The organism is Streptomyces monticola (genome assembly GCF_042665355.1).
Lineage (GTDB): Bacteria > Actinomycetota > Actinomycetes > Streptomycetales > Streptomycetaceae > Streptomyces > Streptomyces monticola.
Genome location: NZ_JBHTCF010000019.1, coordinates 17,504 through 36,828, shown reverse-complemented (window position 1 = coordinate 36,828; position 19,325 = coordinate 17,504). Strand labels below are relative to the sequence as shown.

Below are 19,325 nucleotides of genomic sequence, written 5' to 3'. Positions count from 1 at the left end.
CAGGGATCACGCCGGGCACCTGCGGGTGCGTCGTGGCTGGTCGCGCCCACGCGGCGGAGCCGCACATCGACACGGCCCCGCGCCCCTTCGGGGCACGGGGAGGGGCTCAGCCGGGGATCAGGCCGTCGTCGCTCAGCATCTCCCGGACTTCGTCCAGGGTCGCGTCCGGGGCCGGGAGGATCAGCTCCGACGGCTCCAGGGCGTCGTCCGGCAGGGGGGTGCCCAGCTCGCGGACCTTGTCCAGGAGCGCGTGCAGGGTGGTGCGGAAGCCGGCGCCGTCGCCGCTCTCCATCTCCTCGAGCAACTCGTCGTCCAGCTTGTTCAGTTCGGCGAAGTGGCTGTCCGCCAGCTTCACCTGCCCCTCCCCCATGATCCGTACGATCATGACGCTCTCCTCGCGTAGGGCCGCGGGACCGGCCTGCCGGGACTACTGGTGCGGAAGGACCTACTGCTTGTCGAAGCGCGGGGTGTCCTGCTGCGGCCGGCCCTGCGCCGCACCGTCACCGCCCTCGATGGCCTGCTTCGGCTCGCCGCTGCCGCCAGCCAACTCGGCCTTCATGCGCTGGAGTTCCAGCTCCACGTCGGTGCCGCCGGAGAGCCGGTCGAGCTCGGCCTGGATGTCGTCCTTCGTGGAGCCGGACTGGTCGTCGAGGGCGCCCGAGGCGAGCAGTTCGTCGATGGCGCCGGCCCGGGCCTGCAGCTGGGCCGTCTTGTCCTCGGCCCGCTGGATGGCCATGCCGACGTCGCCCATCTCCTCCGAGATACCGGAGAAGGCCTCGCCGATCCGGGTCTGGGCCTGGGCGGCGGTGTAGGTCGCCTTGATCGTCTCCTTCTTCGTACGGAAGGCGTCGACCTTGGCCTGCAGCCGCTGGGCCGCGAGGGTGAGCTTCTCCTCCTCGCCCTGCAGCGTCTGGTGCTGCGTCTCCAGGTCCGTGACCTGCTGCTGGAGCGCGGCACGGCGGGACAGGGCCTCACGGGCCAGATCCTCACGGCCGAGCGCCAGCGCCTTGCGGCCCTGGTCCTCCAGCTTGGCGGACTGGCCCTGGAGCTGGTTCAGCTGCAGCTCCAGGCGCTTGCGGGAGGTCGCCACATCGGCGACGCCGCGGCGCACCTTCTGCAGCAGCTCCAGCTGCTTCTGGTACGAGTAATCGAGGGTCTCGCGCGGGTCCTCGGCCCGGTCAAGGGCCTTGTTCGCCTTCGCGCGGAAGATCATCCCCATACGCTTCATGACACCGCTCATGGGCTTCGCGCGCCCCCTTCTGACGGACTCCGGCTGCAGCACTGCGACAGAACCCAGCGTACGGGCCCTGTCTCTATTACCGCACTGTTCGGGCTCTGATGCGCTCATCCCCAAGGACGACTGCGACCCTCGCAGCTCCGGCGTAGGGAGTAGGTGTCCCTCAGGGAAGGGCTGGTCGGAGAGGGCTTCCAGGACAGCGCGGCAAAAACCTGGAAGGTCCCTTTGATCCCCATGCGGCTGCCTGTAAGGACGTCTGCCGTTGCGGGATCGTTCCCCGCGGGGCTTCGGTCCACACCCCGCACCCCGTACCCTTGGGTTTTGTGTTCCGTAGCCGTTCAAAGGATGAGAAGGCCCCGGCCTCCAAGGCCCCGGTAGCCAACTCCAGTCAGCCCCGCGACCCGCAGGCACCCAAGGGTCGCCCCACCCCCAAGCGCAGCGCCGCCCAGACGCAGCGCCGCAGCGTGGCGAGTACGCCGACCAACCGCAAGGAGGCCTCGAAGCGGCAGCGCGAGGCCCGCCGCGCGGACATGGCGCGCCAGCGTGAAGCGCTGGCCAGCGGCGATGAGCGCTACCTGCCGGTACGCGACAAGGGCAAGGTGCGCCGCTTCGCACGCGACTTCGTCGACTCGCGGTTCTGCATCGCCGAGTACTTCCTGCCGATGGCGGTGATCATCCTCGTTCTGAGCATGCTGCAGAACCCGCAGCTGCAGAACATCGCGCTGCTGCTCTGGCTCTTCGTGATCGTGCTGATCATCGCGGACTCGGTCGGTATCGCGGTGCGCCTGAAGAAGCAGCTCAGGACGCGTTTCCCCGACGAGCCCAAGCGCGGCGCCGTCGCCTACGCCCTGATGCGCACCCTCCAGATGCGTCGTCTGCGGCTGCCCAAGCCGCAGGTCAAGCGCGGAGAGCGGCCCTGAGCACTCTGGGTTTCTCGGGGGGCGCGGCCGGCTGGCTGACCGGGCTCGGCGGGCTTCGTAACGTCGTACGCCAGGAGCTGGTCGCGCGGCAGCTGGACGAGCAGATCGTGGGCCGCTACCCGGTGGGTCAGCGGCTTCGCGTGCTCGACGTGGGGCTCGGCCAGGGCACTCAGGCGCTGCGCCTGGCCCGGGCCGGCCACAAGGTCACCGGTATCGAGTCGGACTCCCGGATGCTGGCCACCGCCCGCGAGGCCCTGGCCGCCGAGCCGGAGGGCATCCGCGCGCGGGTGCGGCTCGTCGAGGGCGACGGCCGTGACACCGGCGTGCACTTCCTGCCCGGCTCCTTCGACGTCGTGCTGTGCCACGGCGTGCTGATGTACGTCGACGAGCCGGACGCGCTGCTCGCCGGGCTCGCCCGGATGCTCGCGCCCGGCGGGCTGCTCTCCCTTCTCGTGCGCAACGCCGACGCGCTCGCCATGCGCCCCGGCCTGGCCGGCGACTGGTCCGGGGCGATCACCGCGTTCGACACGGACACGTACACCAATCGCATCGGCCTCGAAGCGCGCGCCGACCGCCTGGAGACCCTGGCGTCGACGCTCGCCGGGATCGGCGCCCCGCTGTCCACCTGGTACGGCGTGCGGGTCTTCACGGACACCGCTGCGAACGACGCCGAACTGCCCCCGGAGCCCGAGCTGTTGGCGCTGCTCGCGGCGGAGGAGAGGGCCGGCCGCACCGACCCTTACCGCAGCGTGGCGGCGCTCACGCACCTTTGCGGGGTACGGGGCGGCTGAGCGCCCCCCGCCCCCTTTCTCTGGCGCTGATCGCGCCGTGGTGTCAGGTACATCGCGCGCCCCCGCGTCCTTCTTGGCGTGACCACCACAGCCACCACAGATCCGGCCGCCGCGGCCACCGCCGCCACCACGGATCCGCAGAAGCTCTCCGCGAGGGAAACCTGGCAGGCCCTCTACCGGCACTTCCGGCCGCACCGTGGCGTCGTGGCACTCGGCACGCTGTGCACGCTGATCGGGGCCGCGACCGCACTGCTGCAGCCGCTGGCCGCGAAGTCGCTGGTCGAGCGGCTCGGCGGGGACGGTTCGATCGCCGGTCTGCTTCTGCTGCTCACCGCGCTCGTGGTGCTCGGGACCGCGATCGAGTCGGTGGGGGCGTACGTCCTGGAGCGCACCGCCGAGTCCGTGGTCCTCGCCGCCCGGCGGAGTCTGGTGGGGCGGCTGCTCCGGCTGCGCCTCGCGGAGGTGGAGCGTACGCAGCCGGGCGATCTGATGTCCCGGATCACCTCGGACACCACGCTGCTGCGGGCCGTGACCACACAGTCCGTGGTGTCGGCGATCTCCGGCGGCCTGTCGTTCCTCGCGACGCTCGCGATGATGGCGCTGCTCGATCCGGTGCTGCTCGGGGTGACCCTAGGGGTGATCGTGCTGATCGGCGGCTGTGTGGCCCTGGTGATGCCGAAGATCGCGCAGGCCACCCAGCGGGCGCAGGAGGCCGTCGGCACCGTGTCGACGGCACTTGAGCGGGCCTTCGGCGCGTTCCGTACGGTCAAGGCCTCGGGCGCGGAGCAGCGGGAGACCGAGGCCGTGGAGGCGGCGGCGCACGAGGCCTGGCGGCACGGGGTGCGGTCGGCCAAGTGGCAGGCGGTGGCGTGGAGTTCGGTGGGGCTCGCGGTGCAGGTGTCGTTCCTGGCGGTGCTCGGGATCGGCGGGTCCCGGGTCGCTTCGGGCGCCACATCCGTGGCCACGCTCGTGGCGTTCCTGCTCTATCTCTTCTATCTGATCGACCCGGTGTCGCGGCTCGTCGAGGCGGCCTCGCAGTACCAGGTGGGCTCGGCCGCCATCGCCCGGATCGTCCAGGCCGAGCGCCTGGAGACGGAGGACGCCGGTGAGCCGAGCCCGCCGCCCACCACCACGGCGCCCGCGCCCGCCTCCGTGGTCTTCGATGAGGTGACCTTCCGCTACCGCGACGACCTTCCGTATGTCCATCACGGGGTGAGCTTCGAGGTGCCGGGGCCCGGCATGACCGCGTTCGTGGGGCCGTCGGGCGCCGGCAAGACCACCGTGTTCGCCCTGATCGAGCGGTTCTACGAGGCGACGGGCGGCCGGATCCTGGTCGACGGCGAGGATGTCCGCGACCTGCCGCTCGCCCGGCTCCGGGGCGCCATCGGGTACGTGGAGCAGGACGCCCCGGTGCTCGCGGGCACCCTGCGCGAGAATCTGCTGTTCGCCGCGCCGGAAGCCACGGAGGCCGATATCCACGGCGTACTCGTACGCGCGAAGCTCGACGCCCTCGTCGAGCGGCTGCCCGACGGGCTCGACACGGTGGTCGGGCACCGCGGCTCCAAGCTGTCGGGCGGCGAACGGCAGCGCGTCGCGATAGCCCGTGCGCTGCTCAGGAAGCCACGCCTGCTGCTGCTCGACGAGGCGACCTCGCAGCTGGACGCGGTCAATGAACTGGCCCTGCGCGATGTGGTCACCGAGGTGTCGAGGGACGTGACGGTCCTGGTGGTCGCCCACCGCCTGTCGACCGTGACGCTCGCCGACCGGATCGTGGTGATGGACGCGGGGCGGGTACGGGCCGTGGGCACCCATACGGAACTCGTGGCGCGCGATCCGCTGTACGGAGAGCTGGCGGCGACCCAGTTCCTGGCCAGCGCGGACGGCGGGAACGGGGCAGGCGGGAACGGGGCGGCGACGCCTGCGGGAACTCCCCGGGGCACCCCCTGATCGGACCTCACCGCAGGCCGACCACGCCGGACAAAAGTGATACTCCGGGCATGGATCGTTCTCGCACCCGTCGCGCCCGTCGGACCCGCCCGAACCGTCAGGCCCGCCGCGCGGCCGCTCTGACCGCCGCCGTCTGCTCGGCCGCCGCCCTGCTCGCCGGCTGCTCGGGCCCTGGCTCGTCGGCGGAGTCGCCGGTCACCCAGCAGGCCGCGGCCGCGCGGGCCGACGCGAACGGCCTGCAGAGCGACTACCAGAAGGTGATCAAGGACGTACTGCCGTCGGTGGTGCAGATCAACGCCGCGGACAGCCTGGGCTCGGGCGTCGTCTACGACGACAAGGGCCATGTCGTCACCAACGCCCATGTCGTGGGCGAGGAGAAGACGTTCAAGGTCACCACGGCCAGCTCCGAGACACCGGTCACCGCCGAGCTGGTCTCCAGCTACCCGGAGCAGGACCTCGCCGTCATCAAGCTGGACGACCCGCCGGAGGGCCTGAAGCCGGCGGAGTTCGGCGACTCCTCGAAGGTCGAGGTCGGCCAGATCGTCCTGGCGATGGGTTCGCCGCTCGGCCTTTCCTCCAGCGTGACCCAGGGCATCGTCTCGGCGACCGGGCGGACCGTCAGCGAGGGCCGGGCGGGCGGCGGCACCGGCGCGACCATCGGCAACATGGTGCAGACCTCGGCCGCGATCAACCCGGGCAACAGCGGCGGCGCCCTCGTCGGTCTGGACGGCAAGGTCATCGGCATTCCGACGCTCGCCGCCACCGACCCGGAGATGGGCGACAGCGCGGCGCCCGGCATCGGCTTCGCCATCCCCGCCTCCATGGTGAAGACGGTGGCCGACCAGATCGTCGAGAACGGCAAGGTCACCGACTCCGGGCGGGCCGCACTCGGCATCACCGGCCGCACGGTGCTCGGCAGCGACTACAAGCCCGCCGGCGTCGCGGTCGTCGAGGCCGCGCAGGACGGGGCCGCCGCCAAGGCCGGTATCCGGGCGGGCGACATCATCACCAGGTTTGACGGCACCCCGCTCACCACGATCACCTCGCTCTCCGAGGCCCTGGCGGCGGACAAGCCGGGCCAGCGCGTCGAGGTGACGTACACGCGCGACGGCGCCGAGAAGAGCGCCGACGTCACTCTGGGCGAGATGTAGGCCCGGCGGTGACCTTCCTTCGTACGGCGATGACTCCCCTGCGTACGGCGATTGCCCTCCCTCGTACGACGATGACTCCCCTGCGTACGGTGTGCGCGGGCGCCCTCGCCGTGGTGGCCGCGCTGGTGTGCGGGTCCCCGCCCGCGCAGGCGGCGGACGGCCGTGGCGCGGACCCCGCCGACCTGTCGCCGCGGGTGGTCGCCGAGATCGCCGCCTCCGTGTTCGACGCGGACACCCCGCCGCCGGGCGCCAACGACTGGTCCTGCAAGCCGTCGGCGAAGCGTCCGCGCCCCGTCGTCCTGGTGCACGGCGCCACCGAGAACCCGCGGCAGAACTTCGCGGCGCTCTCGCCCGCCCTGAAGGCCGAGGGCTACTGCGTCTTCACCGTCATCTACGGGGAGGTGAAGAAGGGCGACCACCTCAAGGGCCTCGGGCCGGTGCCGAAGTCGGCCAAGGAGCTGGCCGCGTTCGTGGACAAGGTCCGCAAGGCCACCAAGGCCGCGAAGGTCGACCTGGTGGGGCATTCGCAGGGCGGCGGTCTGCTGCCGCGCTGGTATCTCAAGTACGAGGGCGGCGCCTCGAAGGTGCACCATCTGATCGGCATCGCGCCCACCAACCACGGCACGTCGATCGCCGGTATCGGAGCGCTCGCGCAGGGGCTGCGCCTTATGGGCCTGGCCAGCGTGATCACCGGCCAGTCCACGGCCGACATGGTGGTCGGCTCCGAGGTGAACAAGCAGCTGGACGCGGGCGGCGACACCGTGCCCGGGGTGCGCTACACCACCGTGAACACGATCAACGACGTGGTCAACCTGCCCTTCACCAACGGGTACTTGACCGGCAAGCCGGCCTCCCAGGTGACCAATCTGACCGTGCAGGACTTCTGTCCGTTCAGCTTCGTCGGGCACATCGGCGTCGTCTACGACCCGGCCGTGGAGCAGCTCGTGAAGTCCGCGCTCGACCCGAAGGACGACCGCCGCCCACGGTGCACGCCGGTCGTCCTGCCGTTCTAGAACCGTGCCCGCCGAAGCGCTGCCGGACGGGTCAGCCCTGTGCCGCGTCCTCGGCGTGCAGGCTCATCGGGCCATAGATCTTCGCGCTGTCCTCGAAGAGAGTGACCTGGTCCGCGCCGCCGTCGGCGAGCTCCTTCCACACCTCGCCGATCCACGACTCGGCATCGCCCTGGGTCGTGAACTCCTCGGGCTGCACCGCCGGCTGTACCTCAGTCCCGTCGGACTTCTCGAACCGCCACGTCCACGCCGTCATGTCCGCCTCCCAAGATCCGACTCGTGGTTGCAGCCTATCCGGACGCGCAAGAGCAGCGCCGACGCGGGAGGATCGACCTCGTGGAACTGACTCTGCTCGGCACCGGCGCCCCCGACGGGCTGCCCCGCCCCGACTGCCCCTGCGCCGCCTGCGCGAGCGCGCTCGGCGACCAGGCACGCGCCGCGACCGCGCTCCTGGTCGACGGCGTGCTGCTGCTCGATCTCACCCCGGGGGCCGCGTTCGCCGCCGCCCGTGCGGGGCAGACCCTCAGCGGCGTACGCCAGGTGCTGCTCTCGCATCCGCATGACGGCCCGGTCCTTGAGCACCCCGCGGGCCTGCCCGCCGCGGGCCGGGTGCCGGACGGGCGGGCCCTCGCGCTGCTCGACGGGCACCGGGTGCGGGCGGTGGCGATGGACGCCCCGGGCACCGGCTACGAAGTGACGGCTCCGGGCGGCGAGCGGCTGCTCTATCTGCCACCGGGCGGCGCTCCGGCCGGGCTCGAACCCGAGGCCAAGGACCCGTACGCCATGGTGCTCGGCGACTTCACCGGCCGCCCCGACGCCCTGGCCCGGCTGCGCGCCGCCGGCGCGGTGGGCGCCACCACCGATGTCGTCGCCGTCCACCTGGACCACGATGTGCCGCCGGGCCCCGAGCTGCACCGCCGCCTTGCCGCCGCGGGGGCCCGCGCGGTCCCCGACGGCACGACACTGGTGGTCGGCGAGTACCACGCCGTACCCGATCTGCCGCGCCGCACGCTCGTGCTCGGCGGCGCCCGCTCCGGCAAGTCCTTCGAGGCGGAGCGGCGCCTGGAGTCCTTCCCCGAGGTGCTGTACGTCGCCACCGGCGGCAGCCGCGAGGGCGACACGGAGTGGGCGGCACGCGTGGGCGCGCACCGGGAGCGCAGGCCGGCGTCCTGGCGTACCGAGGAGACCTGCGACCTGGTGCCGCTGCTCGACGCCGACGGGCCACCGCTCCTGATCGACTGTCTGTCCCTCTGGCTGACCGACGCCATGGACCAGGTCGAGGCGTGGGACGACGCCAAGTGGGCGGCGGGCGGCGAACGAGCGCTGCGGGAGCGCATGGCCCAGCTGGTGGAGGCGGTGCGCGGCACCCGGCGCAGTGTGGTGGCGGTGTCCAACGAGGTCGGCTCGGGGGTGGTGCCCGCGACCGCGGCGGGCCGCCGGTTCCGCGATGAACTGGGCCGCCTGAACACGGCGTTCGCGGGCGAGTGCGAGCATGTGCTGCTCGTGGTGGCCGGGCAGGCGCTGGCGCTGCGCGGCTGAGCCGGAGCGCCGCGGGGCACGGTCACGGCCGGGTCCACGCGCTGCGGCCGAGCCGGCCCACCACAGGCCACGGCGAGGTCTCGGCCTGCGGGGCGCGGAATGAGGGCTTGCGCTGCGCGGCTGACAGCTTGCCGCGGCCGCCGTGTCGGCTTGCCCGGCGTCCATGGGTGGCGTGGGCTGCCGTGCATGACGCTCACGGATGGCCCCGCCCTGACCGAAGAACGCGTACGGCCCGACCTCGACGGTGTGCCCGAGACCCTGCTGTGGACCCTGTGGAACCGGGCGTGCGAGGCGCGCAGGCCCGACTCCGTTCTGCGCGACCCCATGGCCGTACGTCTCGTGGAGGCCCTCGACTATCCCTTCGAGGAGCGGCTCGGGCGGCCGAGCCCGCTGTTCGCGCAGACCCAGGGGCTGCGGTCGCTGTGCTTCGACCGCTCGATCGCCAACTACGTGGCGCGCCGTCCCGCGGCCACCGTCGTGGCTCTCGGCGAGGGCCTGGAGACCAGCTTCTGGCGGGTCGACAACGGCCGTCTCAGCTGGCTCAGCGTGGACCTACCGGACGGCGCCGCGCTGCGCGAGCGGCTGCTGCCCGCCCATGAGCGCCACCGGGTCCTCGCCAGGTCGGCCACGGATCTGTCCTGGCTCGACGAGATCGAGGACCCGGGGCGCGGGGTGATCGTCACCGCGCAGGGCCTGATGATGTATCTGCGGCCTCCGGAGGTACGCGAGATCATCGCGGCCTGCGCGCAGCGGCTGCCGGGCGGTGTGCTCGTCCTGGACTCGATGCCGCGCTGGGTGACCCGGCTCAGCCGTCAGGGCCGGGTCAGGATCGGGCAGTTGGACATTCCGGCGATGCACTGGTCGATGGCGCCGGACGAGCGGCCCAAGCTGCACAGCGCGCACCCCGGTGTCGCCGAGGTGCGCGCCCTGACGATGCCGCCGGGACGCGGCCCGGTCGGACGGCTCATCCAGCACCAGCACCGCATCCCGGTGTACCGGTCGATCTCACCGGCGGTGACCCTGGTGCGGTTCAGGTGAGGTGGCCTGAACCGCCTTGGGGTGCCGTGCTCCGAAGGGGGTGTCGTAGCCGACGTCCCGCGGGGCGCTACTCGCGCCGGGCGATGACCCGGTAGGCGTTGGCGAAGCCGGTGCGGCGCACCAGCGGGGCGAGCAGTCGGTCCAGGGCGAAGAGCCCCATCAGGAAGGGCAGGGCCAGGGCGAAGAGCGCCTTGCGGAAACGCCGCACGAGCCGGTTCGGACGAGGGCCCCAGGCCCGGTCGGCGCCCGGGACATGGTGCTGCAGGAACAGCAGGAGGCTCATCATCAGGTCGACGGGCATGTGCGCTTCCTTGCGCTCCGCCGCGACCACCGTGTAGCCGAGCCCTTCGAGCTCCCTGCAGAGGTTGGCGGCAGGGATCAGATGCAGGTGCTGCGGCTGCATGTACGGGATCCACCACTTGCCGAGCAGCTTGCTGAAGCCGGACTCGGGGTTGGGCACCTCGATCATGAGGTGCCCTCCGGGCCGCAACACCGTGCGGGCGGCGGCGAGTTCCGCGCGCGGCTCGGTGCTGTGCTCCAGGTAGTGGAACATGCTGACCGCGTCGTAGCGCCCGGCCATACCGGGCGCGAGCTCGGGGAAGAGGCCGCGGTGGCCCTCGTCGATCCGCCCCTCGGCGGCGGCCCGCTCCACCCCGTCGGTCATGTCTAGGCCGTCGAAGGACGTCTGGGGCAGCACCTCCTTGGCCACCTGCGGGAAGTGCCCGTGCCCGGTGCCGACGTCGAGCCAGCGCTGCGGACGGGCCACGCGGGCGAGGGCGCGGGCGCTGGTGCGGTAGCGGTCCCGGTTGGGGCCGCTGCCGAAGCAGCCGCCCGCTTCGCCCTCGCCGAGGCCGTCGTAGAAGTCCTGGTAGTAGAAGTCCAGTCCGTCGACGTTCAGCCGTGGATTCTGGAACGAGTGGGAGCACTCCCCGCACTGGTCGACGGTGAACGTTCCCGGTTTGGACTGCACCACATCGGGGGTGCGCAGGCGTCTGGTGAGCCGTGGGCTCTCACACCAGGGGCACGTGGTGCGACGTGGTTCGAAGAACCGGTCGAGGCCTTTGGCGAGTTCGGCCTGGTAGCCGGATCTTCGCTCGGCGATCTGCTCGGCGGTGGGTCCCATGGTCCTCTCCTGGTGCGGTGACTGCGGAAGCCGCTCAGTCGCGGCGGGCGACGACGCGGTAGGCGTTGGTCTTCCCGGTGCGGCGCAGGAACGGTTCGATCAGCCGGTCCGCCACGATGCCGAGGACGAACAGCGGGATCGCGGCGTTGAACAGCAGCTTGCGCACCCTCGTCTGGAACTTGCGCGGCGACCGGGGCAGCCACGGCTCGTCCGCGTACGGCAGGTGCCGCAGCACCAGGAACATCAGCGCGCCGACGACATCGGACCTGATGTGCGCACCCGCGTGATCGGTGGCGACGACGCTGAACCCCGCCTCGCGCAACGCGGTACGAAGGTTGCCGAGCGGCACGAAGTGCAGGTGCTGGGGCTGGAACCAGGACAGCCAGTACCGGCCGAAGCGCCTGGCGAAGGGGGACTCCGGGTTCGGCACGTCGATCAGGAGATGGCCGCCGGGGCGCAGCACCCGGTGGGCCGCCGCCAGGTTCGCGCGCGGATCGGTGGTGTGCTCCAGGACGTGGTTCATGCTCACCACGTCGTACTGGCCCTCGAGCGACTCCGCGAGCTCCGGCAGGAACCCCTGGTGCGCGCGCTCGATACGGCCCGTCCGGCGCGCTTCCTCGACCCCGTCGCCGCAGTCGAGCCCGTCGAAGACCGTGTCGGGGAACACCTCTTTGGCCACGGCGCAGAAGTGCCCGTGCGCGGTGCCCACGTCCAGCCAGCGCCTGGGCTTGATGTGCGGCAGGAGCGACTCGGCCCCGGCCCGCAGGCGCGCGGTGCTGGGCCCCTCCGTGAACAGCTTGCCCACGGGGTGCGCCCCGTCACCGTCGTAGAAGTCCCGGTAGTAGAAGTCCAGGCCCTCCGGGGTGAGCCGGGGGTTCTGGAAGATATGGCGGCAGTCCAGGCACTCGTCGAGGACGAAGGTGCCCGGCTTGGACTGCATGACGTCGGTGGTCCTGATCAGCTCCCGCAGCCGGGAGGACTCGCACCAGGCGCAGGTCTGGCGTCGGGGCTCCCAGAACCGGTCTTCCCCGCGGCCGAGTTCGGCCTGGTAGGCCGGGCGCTGGGCGCTGACCCAGTCGGCGCGTGACACGACCGGTGCGGCCTTGGTGGTTGCCATCGTTACTGTCTCCCTTTGCGTACGGTCACTGGTCACGGTGCGGCGGTTCCACCGCGAACTTCTCGAGGTGTGCGGCGGCCGCGGCGGCGCCGCCCGCCGCACGGAAGGAGTCCCGGATGCGCCGGGCGGCGTCCCCGTGCTGCGGCTCGTCGAGTACGGCGTCGAGCGCGGCCCCGATCTGGCGGCGGCCGCTGCGCGCGAAGCGCACCCGCACGCCGGCGCCCGCGGCGGTGACCTGCGCGGCGATCAGCGGCTGGTCGTCCCTGATGGGGGCGACCACCAGCGGGACGCCGTGCCACAGGGACTCGGCGACGGTGTTGTGCCCGGCGTGGCTGACCACCGCCGAGGCCCGCTCCAGGAGCGGGAGTTGGGGGATGCGGGGCTGCACGAGGACCGCCGTGTCGGACTCGGCGTCGAGGACACCGCCGGGGTCGGCGATCACGGCCTGGATACGGTGGCCGCGCTCGCGTACGGCGGCCGCGCACTCGGTGAGGAAGCGCGCCCCCACATCGGTGTTGGCGGTGCCGAGGGAGACGACGACGGTGGCGCGGCGCTCGTCGAGCCACTCCCAGGGGAAGTCACCGGCGGGGCGGCGGCCGATGGCGGGGCCGACGAAGCGGACCTGCGGGGTGGCCGGGCAGTCCCCGGCGAGTTCGGGGGTGGTGAAGGCGAGCACCAGGTCGGGCGAGAAGCGCGGGTCATGGGCCAGGCGCGGGTCGCCGATGCGCCGCCTGAGGTCCTGGACGAGTCCGGTGATCCATTCGCCGATCTTGGGCATTCCGTCCAGGGCGTCGCTGAACTCGGCGGACGTGGTGGACGAGGTCACCCACGGGATGCCGAGCCGCTCCGCGACCAGGGCTCCGGCCAGGGTCTGCTGGTCGGCGACGAGTACATCGGGCCCGAACTCCTCGGCGGCGCGCCGCACTCCGGGCGCCATGGCCTCGGCGAGCGGCACGAAGAACTCCTGCCACAGGAACTGCAGCGCCCCGGCCCCGCGCAGCTTCGGCGGCCGCTCCAGGAGCCCCGGCACCTCGCACGGATACACCTCGGCGTCCGGGCCCGCCAACTCCTCGACGAAGCGCGGCAGTCCGGCCCAGGCGACCCGGTGGCCACGGGCGGTGAGTTCGGCGGCGACACTCACCGTGGGATTGACGTGCCCGACGAGCGGCGGCACGACGAACAGGAACCGGCTCATGACGGCACCGCCCGCGGGGCGCCGCCCACCAGTTCCTTGTGCCGGTGTCCGACCCAGTCCAGAAGCAGCGGGCCGACCGTCTCCGGGGTGCCGACCAGGACCGAGTGGCCGTGGCCCGAGACCTTCAGGGTGCGGCAGCGGGGCAGCAGCGACTCCAGCCAGGGCGCCATGTCGGCGAGGTCGGAGTTGGCGCCGTACAGGGCGAGCACCGGCACGTCGAGGCCGTGCCAGCGGTCCTCGGCCGGGATCCGGCTGGCCGCGATGTCCTCGGCGACGCTGGTGCCGTGCAGAAGACGCATCGCCCAGCGCACGAGGCGGGCCTCGTGGCGGCCGTAGGTCTCCTCGATCCAGGGCAGGGTGCGCTCGTCGTGCAGCTGGTACGCGGACCCGGCGAGGAGGCCGCTCATCTTCTTCGCCCAGGCGTCGGTGGGCGGCTCGGACTCGACCATGAGGACGCTGGCCACCCGCTCGGGGTGGTGCAGGGTGTAGTCGAGGGCGACGGTGCCGCCGAAGGAGTTGCCGACCAGGTGCACGGGCCGGTCGAGCCCCAACTCGTCGAGCAGCGCGCCGAGATCGCCGGAGAACCGCTCGATGCCGTAGCCGTGCGGGGGCCGTGCGCTGCGGCCGTGGCCGCGCTGGTCGTACATGACGACGTCGTAGCCCGCGGCCGCGAACTCCGGTGCCACGGTGAAGTAGTAGCTGGTCAGGTTGTCGGTGGCGATGCCGTGCACGAAGACGACGGTCTCGGCGCCGGCCGCGCCGCCGCCGAGCCGCTCGACGTTGAGCCGGGTGCCGCCCGCCTCCACGACGGTCACCGCGGGCGCCCCGCGATGTAGTGGACGAGCTGCCCCACCGTCAGACCGATGATCTCGGAGAGTTCCAGCGAGGCGAACCAGGCGGGGAAGTCGACCTGGTCGCCGTAGCGCTGCCGCAGCTCCGATGTGAGGGTGACCAGGTCGATGGACTCCAGGTCGAGGTCCTCCACGAACCGGGTGTCCATGGTGATCGGCGCGTCGTCGAGCTCGACGTCGTCGAGCACGCTGCGCAGGGCGTCGGTCACCTCGGCGAGTACCGCGGCCTCACCGGTGTTCTCGGCGGTGCTTGTACTGGTCATCGGGGGTTGTTCTCCTCGGTGTCGTCGTGGTCCCCGGTCCAGGCGACCACGTAGCTCCTGGCCGGCAGTGCGGGTGGGTTGGCGGTGGTGGTGTGGTGGACGCGCCGTACGCGGCCCGACGGCGCCCGGACGTCGAGGGCTTCGGCGCGCACGTCGACGACGGTGAAGTCCCGCGGCCGGCCCTGGATGCCGGTGCCCTCGGCCTTGGCCACGGCCTCCTTGGCGGCCCAGAACCGGGTCAGCCACTCCGGGCCGCCGCCGAGCTCGGTGAAGAGCCCGCGCTCGGCGGGGGCGAGCACCGCGTCGTAGGTCGCCTCCGGCCGCTCAGCGATCTCCTCGATGTCGATACCGACGCCGGTGCCGGTGCCGGTGCCGGTGCCGGTGCTGATGTCCGTGCCGGTGCCGGTGCTGATGTCCGTGCCGGTGCCGGTGCTGATGTCGGTGCCGGTGCTGATGTCCGTGCCCTTGCCCGTGCCGTCGGTGCCGTGCCGGCGTACGAGAGCGACCGCCGCCTCCTGGCAGTGCGCCAACGACAGCTCAAGCGGCGGCAGTTGACGTCCGTGTACGCCCTCGGGGTGCGGCCGGCCGCTGGCCTCGTTCCTGACCCGGACCTCGCCGGGGAACACCGGGCCCTCGCCGTGCGCCCACAGGTGGCGGCGCACCGCGTCCTTGGCGGCGATCCGGCCGAGCAGCCACTGCCGCTTGCCGCGCGGCGGGTGCGCCGCGTACTGGGTGCGCTCCTCGCCCGCGAGCTGGTTGCGCATGAACAGCTCCCGCGACGCGGGGTCGGGCCAGCGCTCGAAGACCAGGTGCCAGCCGCCGGGCTGCTCGTCGGAGAGGGTGTTCTCCTCCGGCCGCCGTTTGACCGCGTCGACCTCGGGCGGTGAGTCGAAGCGCCGGTCCTGCCAGCCGCGGATCTCGGCCCACAGCACCCCGTCCACGGTCAGCTGTACGTCCGCTTCGAGCACCGTCTCCGTCAGGGCCGTCACCTTGATGTGGCAGTCCAGGCCGGTGCCGGGCTCCGGGTGCGGGCCGCGGAAACGGATCTCCTCGACGCCGACCGGGAAGACCACCGTGCGGTCGGTGTGGGTGGCCATCAGCCAGTAGCCGAGCAGCTGGCCGACGTTGTCGAGGAGCGAGCCCGGCGCGGGCGGCGCGGTGAGCACGCCGCGCACATGCCGGTCGCCGATCGCGGTGACCTCGCTGACTCCACGGAACAGCGGCCCGTGGAACATCCAGCGCTCGTCGTACATCTCCTGGGCGGAGGTGGTGGGCCGGCGTTCGGGTGCGGTGACCGGCCAGGGCCCGCGGGCGCTCTTCTCGTACGCCGGTGCCGTCTCGACCGTGCCGCGCGCATACCGCCCGAACTCGACGGCGTGGGCGCCACCCTCCAGCGGCCGTGCCGTGACCGTCACATCGACGGGCGGCTCGGCCACGGCCCACTCCAGGAACCGGGCGTTGCGCACGGCGACCGCGACTCCGCCGCCCCCGCCGGTGCCGGTGCCGGTGACCGCGTCGATCATGTGCTGCATGACGGTGGTCGCGGGCACGACCGGCCAACGGTCGGCGATGTCGGGCCAGTTGGCGCGCTGCTGGAAGAAGCAGTGGTCGGTGAGGTACGGCATGGTGTCGAGGGAGATACGGAGGGGGGTGGCGACCGGGCCGGTCGTTGCGGGAGCCGCGGTGGTGGCCGGGCCGGTCGTTGCGGGGGCCGCGGTGGCGACCGGGCCGGTCGTTGCGGGAGCCGCGGTGGTGGCCGGGCCAGTGGTTGCGGCGGCCGCGGTGGTGGCCGGGCCATCGGGGATCTGGGGCGCGGGGGGCCGGTGGGCCGGGATGGCGGGAGCTCCGGGGGCCGGGGCTTCGCGTGCGGGGGCCTGCGGGGCGACCGAACCGGTGGGGGAACCCGCTGCACGAGGGGCGGCCGAACCGGCGCGGGAGCCCGCTGCACGAGGGGCGGCCGAACCGGCGCGGGAGCCCGCTGCACGAGTGCCCGCCGTCGCCGCCGCGAACAGCTCAGCCGCAGCTGCCGCCGTCTCCCCGAGCAGCTCCCGCAGTTCGCCGGCGACGGGGAACTCGGCGGCCACGGCGGCCAGTTGGTCATGCTCGGGCGGGGCGGCACTGCTGCGCAGGGCGACCCGCAGCCGGTCCCGGGTGGCCCGGTCGAGCGTGACCAGGTCCGCGCCGAGGTCGATCGGCACTGTCACCGAGGGGGCCCGACTCTTGGCGGGTGCTGCGGCGGCCATGGCAGTGGGCGTGACAGCAGGCGTGACGACGGGCTCGACGGCAGGCGCGACGACGGACGCGGCGGTGGGCGTGACGGCGGCTGCCGCCACCGCGCCGGTCGCCGCCCCCTCCCGCAGCGCCGCGAAGTCCGGCTCCGCGCCGTAGGCCCACAGCCCCGCCGCGACCCGCTTCAGCTGTGAAAGCCCGCTGTGGCGTGAGGAGTTGGCGGTCAGGGCCAGATGCTCGCGGCCGTCCAGGGTGTCGCCGACCAGGGCGGGCAGCTGGCCGGTGCCGAGCTGCACGAAGGCCCGGAACCCGGCGTCGTACAGCGCCTCCGTGAGCTGCCGGAACCGGACCGGCTCCAGGAGGTGGCGCAGGAACAGCTCCCGTACCGCCCGCTCGTCGGCCGGGAACGGCGCGGCCGTCGTGCCCGACCAGACGGGCACCTTGGGCCGGTGCAGGGTGAAGCCGAGCGCGGACTGCTCGATGGGGCCGAGGTACGGCGCCAGCATCGGCGTATGGAAACCGGACTCGAAGGGCAGCACCTGGCCGAGCACACCCTCGCCGCGCAGCCGCTCGGCGAGGGCCTCGACCTGCTCGCGCGGGCCGCAGGCGATCGACTGGCGCGGCGCGTTGTCGTGTGACAGCACGACGCCCGGGTGGGCTTCGAGCGCGGCCTCCACCTGCGTCGCGGGCGCCCCGAACGCGGCGAACGCGAGCCCGGGCACGCGAAGCGCCGTGGGGTCGAAGTCCCCCAGGAACGCGTCCACTTGGGCGTCGTCGTAGACTCCGCCGACGGCCATCGCGGTCCACTCCCCCACGCTGTGCCCGGCCACGGCGTCCGGGGTGATCCCGGTCAGCGCGAGGGCGTCGGCGAGGAGGCGGCCGAGGCCGAAGACGGCGGCGCCGTGCTCGCCGACATCGCCCACGCGCGCGTCCCGCCACTCGGGCGTCGCCAGGCCGAAGTGACGGGCGACGTCGTCGGCGTGCGGGCTGAACTCGGCCTCAAGGCCGGGGAACAAGAAGGCCGTCTTCCCGCCGCCGGAGCGCCCGAGCAGGGGCGCGGGCGCGCACCACACGTCACTGCGCCCGCCCCAGGCACGCGCGCGTGCGGCCGCTTTTCGGGCGAGGGCGAGGCGGCGCGGCGTGGGGTCGAGCACGGCGAGGCGCGCGGGCCCGCCCCCGGGCTCCCCACGCCCCGGCCCTTCCGCGGCGGCCGCGCGCAGCTCCGCGTCGTCGGCGTCGAGCAGCTCGGCGAGACGCTGCGGGGTCTCGGCGGCGAGGCGCAACAGGGCGTCGGGTTCGGCGACTTGGACGCGCGGACGGCCGGGAGTGTCGGTGTCGGTGTTGTTGGTGGTGGCAGTGCTGCCGGTGCTGCCGGTGGTGATGTGCACGGCAGGGGCAGGGGCAGGGGCAGGGGCAGGGGCAGGGGCAGGGGCAGGGGCAGGGGCAGCGGCAGACGGCGACGCGTACCCCTCAAGCACCACATGCGCGTTGATCCCGCCGAACCCGAACGCGTTGACCGCCGCCCGCCGTACGCCGCCGTTCTCCGGCAGCTCCCAGGGGCGGGCCTGTGCCACCGGGCGGAAGCGGGTCTCCAGGAGGGACGGGTGCGGGTCGTCGCAGTGCAGCGTGGGCAGCAGGACGCCGCGGTGCACGGCGAGGGCGGCCTTGACGAGGCCTGCCACGCCCGCCGCCGGCATGGTGTGGCCGATCATGGACTTGACCGAGCCGATCACCGCGTCGGTCGCGCCCGAGGTACCGAACACCTCGGCCAGCGTGGCCATTTCGGCGCCGTCCCCATTGGGGGTGCCCGTGCCGTGCGCCTCCAGGAGGCCGAGGGAACCGGGCTCGCGCGGGTCGAGGCCCGCGGCCGCCCAGGCGAGCCGTACCGCGCGGGCCTGGCCGCCCGGATCCGGGTTGACCAGGGACGCGGCCCGGCCGTCACCCGCGACGCCGACGCCGCGCACCACCCCGTAGATCCGGTCGCCGTCCCGTTCCGCGTCCGCGAGCCGCTTGAGTACGACGACGCCCGTGCCCTCGCCCATCAGGACGCCGTCAGCGTCCCGGTGGAAGGGCCGGATCCGCTGCGAGGGCGACAGGGCCCGCAGCCTGCTGAAGACGGACCACAGGGTGATGTCGTGGCAGTGGTGCACGCCGCCCGCCAGCATCACGTCACAGCGCCTCGCCGCCAGCTCGGCCACCGCCTGGTCGAGGGCCACGAGCGAGGAGGCGCAGGCCGCGTCGACCGTGTAGGCGGGGCCGCGCAGGTCGAGCCGGTTGGCGACCCGGGACGCGGCGAAGTTGGGTACCAGGCCGATCACCGACTCAGGGCTGTCCATGCCGCCGCCGACCGCGTCCGAGAAGGCCGTACGCACCTGGTCGAGCCGCTCGTCGGAGAGCTCGGGCAGCAACTCCCGCAGGGTGCGCACGAGTTGTCCCGACGTGCGGACCCGCTGGTCGAGCCGGGCGAGTCCCGCCGTCAGATAGCCGCCGCGGCCGAGCACCACCCCGACCCGGGACCGGTCGCCCGGCAGCGGGCCGCGGGCGTCGGCGAGCGCTGCGGCCGCCGTGCGCAGCGCGATCAGCTGGTCGGGTTCGGTCGCGGGCACGGAGCCCGGCATGACCCCGAAGGCGGTGGGGTCGAAGGCCGTGACCTCGTCGAGCCCGTCCACGAAGCCACCGCGCCTGCAGTAGACCGTGTCGGGGCGCCCGCCCTCCGGGTCGTAGTACGTGTCCGTGTCCCAGCGCGCCCGCGGCACCTCGGAGATGGCGTCCACGCCGGAGACGAGGTTGTGCCAGTACGTCTCCAGGTTCCCCGCGCCGGGCAGCGTGACCGCCATCCCGACGATGGCGACGGGCTCCTGCCGCCCGACCACCGGTTCCTGCGGCCCGGCCACCGGTTCCTGCGGCCCGGCTG

Annotated in this window: 16 protein-coding genes; 7 read left to right on the top strand and 9 right to left on the bottom strand. The window is 73.0% G+C overall.

The genetic code is table 11. The features are described from left to right. Nucleotides 1-106 precede the first annotated feature (106 nt). Nucleotides 107-385: a PspA-associated protein PspAA gene (gene pspAA, locus ACFQVC_RS33220; RefSeq protein ID WP_381837621.1), complete on the bottom strand. Its 279-nt coding sequence runs from the start codon at nt 383-385 to the stop codon at nt 107-109. Between the two features lie 60 nt (nt 386-445). Continuing rightward, nucleotides 446-1,240 carry a PspA/IM30 family protein gene (locus tag ACFQVC_RS33215; RefSeq protein WP_381837619.1) on the bottom strand — a complete coding sequence of 265 codons (795 nt, stop codon included), beginning with the start codon at nt 1,238-1,240 and terminating at the stop codon, nt 446-448. 461 nt (nt 1,241-1,701) lie between these two features. Between ACFQVC_RS33215 and ACFQVC_RS33210 the strand changes: the two genes are divergently transcribed. The 5 genes from ACFQVC_RS33210 (at nt 1,702) to ACFQVC_RS33190 (ending at nt 7,059) form a co-directional block, all read left to right on the top strand. Beyond that, nucleotides 1,702-2,157 (top strand): DUF3043 domain-containing protein, encoded by a 456-nt coding sequence (locus ACFQVC_RS33210; RefSeq protein WP_381837617.1) that lies wholly within the window; start codon nt 1,702-1,704, stop codon nt 2,155-2,157. A 35-nt stretch (nt 2,158-2,192) separates the two neighbouring features. Then, entirely contained in the window at nt 2,193-2,948 is a 756-nt protein-coding gene (locus ACFQVC_RS33205) for a class I SAM-dependent methyltransferase (RefSeq protein WP_381837889.1), read from the top strand. Between the two features lie 78 nt (nt 2,949-3,026). Next, the gene (locus ACFQVC_RS33200) at nt 3,027-4,895 is read left to right on the top strand and encodes an ABC transporter ATP-binding protein (RefSeq protein WP_381837615.1); all 1,869 of its coding nucleotides are present in this window, start codon (nt 3,027-3,029) and stop codon (nt 4,893-4,895) included. A gap of 50 nt (nt 4,896-4,945) precedes the next feature. Continuing rightward, entirely contained in the window at nt 4,946-6,046 is a 1,101-nt protein-coding gene (locus ACFQVC_RS33195) for a S1C family serine protease (protein WP_381837613.1), read from the top strand. A 71-nt stretch (nt 6,047-6,117) separates the two neighbouring features. Beyond that, on the top strand, nt 6,118-7,059 hold the full coding sequence (locus ACFQVC_RS33190; RefSeq protein ID WP_381837611.1) for an esterase/lipase family protein: 942 nt from the start codon (nt 6,118-6,120) through the stop codon (nt 7,057-7,059). Between the two features lie 31 nt (nt 7,060-7,090). Here ACFQVC_RS33190 and ACFQVC_RS33185 read toward each other — a convergent pair whose 3' ends face one another. Next, on the bottom strand, nt 7,091-7,312 hold the full coding sequence (locus ACFQVC_RS33185) for a hypothetical protein (protein ID WP_381837610.1): 222 nt from the start codon (nt 7,310-7,312) through the stop codon (nt 7,091-7,093). Nucleotides 7,313-7,392: 80 nt separating this feature from the next. Here ACFQVC_RS33185 and ACFQVC_RS33180 point away from each other — a divergent pair, with 80 nt between their 5' ends. Further along, the gene (locus tag ACFQVC_RS33180) at nt 7,393-8,595 is read left to right on the top strand and encodes a bifunctional adenosylcobinamide kinase/adenosylcobinamide-phosphate guanylyltransferase (protein WP_381837608.1); all 1,203 of its coding nucleotides are present in this window, start codon (nt 7,393-7,395) and stop codon (nt 8,593-8,595) included. Nucleotides 8,596-8,781: 186 nt separating this feature from the next. Continuing rightward, nucleotides 8,782-9,633 (top strand): class I SAM-dependent methyltransferase, encoded by an 852-nt coding sequence (locus tag ACFQVC_RS33175; RefSeq protein ID WP_381837606.1) that lies wholly within the window; start codon nt 8,782-8,784, stop codon nt 9,631-9,633. A gap of 67 nt (nt 9,634-9,700) precedes the next feature. Here ACFQVC_RS33175 and ACFQVC_RS33170 read toward each other — a convergent pair whose 3' ends face one another. The 6 genes from ACFQVC_RS33170 to ACFQVC_RS33145 are packed head-to-tail and all read right to left on the bottom strand — an operon-like array spanning nt 9,701 to nt 19,248. Next, complete coding sequence (locus ACFQVC_RS33170) at nt 9,701-10,756, bottom strand: class I SAM-dependent methyltransferase (protein ID WP_381837604.1); 1,056 nt, start codon at nt 10,754-10,756, stop codon at nt 9,701-9,703. Between the two features lie 34 nt (nt 10,757-10,790). Beyond that, the gene (locus ACFQVC_RS33165) at nt 10,791-11,873 is read right to left on the bottom strand and encodes a class I SAM-dependent methyltransferase (protein ID WP_381837602.1); all 1,083 of its coding nucleotides are present in this window, start codon (nt 11,871-11,873) and stop codon (nt 10,791-10,793) included. Nucleotides 11,874-11,898: 25 nt separating this feature from the next. Beyond that, nucleotides 11,899-13,068, bottom strand: a complete 1,170-nt coding sequence (locus ACFQVC_RS33160) for a glycosyltransferase (RefSeq protein ID WP_381837600.1) — start codon at nt 13,066-13,068, stop codon at nt 11,899-11,901. Then, on the bottom strand, nt 13,065-13,883 hold the full coding sequence (locus ACFQVC_RS33155) for an alpha/beta fold hydrolase (RefSeq protein ID WP_381837598.1): 819 nt from the start codon (nt 13,881-13,883) through the stop codon (nt 13,065-13,067). The genes ACFQVC_RS33160 and ACFQVC_RS33155 overlap by 4 nt, the downstream gene beginning before the upstream one ends. Beyond that, the gene (locus tag ACFQVC_RS33150; protein ID WP_381837596.1) at nt 13,880-14,182 is read right to left on the bottom strand and encodes an acyl carrier protein; all 303 of its coding nucleotides are present in this window, start codon (nt 14,180-14,182) and stop codon (nt 13,880-13,882) included. Before ACFQVC_RS33150 ends, ACFQVC_RS33155 begins: the two co-directional genes overlap by 4 nt. Continuing rightward, nucleotides 14,179-19,248 (bottom strand): beta-ketoacyl synthase N-terminal-like domain-containing protein, encoded by a 5,070-nt coding sequence (locus ACFQVC_RS33145; RefSeq protein ID WP_381837887.1) that lies wholly within the window; start codon nt 19,246-19,248, stop codon nt 14,179-14,181. Before ACFQVC_RS33145 ends, ACFQVC_RS33150 begins: the two co-directional genes overlap by 4 nt. Nucleotides 19,249-19,325: the final 77 nt, after the last annotated feature.

Coding starts and splice junctions, on each gene's coding strand:
- pspAA (WP_381837621.1), bottom strand. CDS start 385: ATGATCGTACGGATCATGGGGGAGGGGCAGGTGAAGCTGGCGGACAGC.
- ACFQVC_RS33215 (WP_381837619.1), bottom strand. CDS start 1,240: ATGAGCGGTGTCATGAAGCGTATGGGGATGATCTTCCGCGCGAAGGCG.
- ACFQVC_RS33195 (WP_381837613.1), top strand. CDS start 4,946: ATGGATCGTTCTCGCACCCGTCGCGCCCGTCGGACCCGCCCGAACCGT.
- ACFQVC_RS33190 (WP_381837611.1), top strand. CDS start 6,118: ATGACTCCCCTGCGTACGGTGTGCGCGGGCGCCCTCGCCGTGGTGGCC.
- ACFQVC_RS33185 (WP_381837610.1), bottom strand. CDS start 7,312: ATGACGGCGTGGACGTGGCGGTTCGAGAAGTCCGACGGGACTGAGGTA.
- ACFQVC_RS33175 (WP_381837606.1), top strand. CDS start 8,782: ATGACGCTCACGGATGGCCCCGCCCTGACCGAAGAACGCGTACGGCCC.
- ACFQVC_RS33170 (WP_381837604.1), bottom strand. CDS start 10,756: ATGGGACCCACCGCCGAGCAGATCGCCGAGCGAAGATCCGGCTACCAG.
- ACFQVC_RS33165 (WP_381837602.1), bottom strand. CDS start 11,873: ATGGCAACCACCAAGGCCGCACCGGTCGTGTCACGCGCCGACTGGGTC.
- ACFQVC_RS33160 (WP_381837600.1), bottom strand. CDS start 13,068: ATGAGCCGGTTCCTGTTCGTCGTGCCGCCGCTCGTCGGGCACGTCAAT.
- ACFQVC_RS33150 (WP_381837596.1), bottom strand. CDS start 14,182: ATGACCAGTACAAGCACCGCCGAGAACACCGGTGAGGCCGCGGTACTC.
- ACFQVC_RS33145 (WP_381837887.1), bottom strand. CDS start 19,248: ATGGCGGTCACGCTGCCCGGCGCGGGGAACCTGGAGACGTACTGGCAC.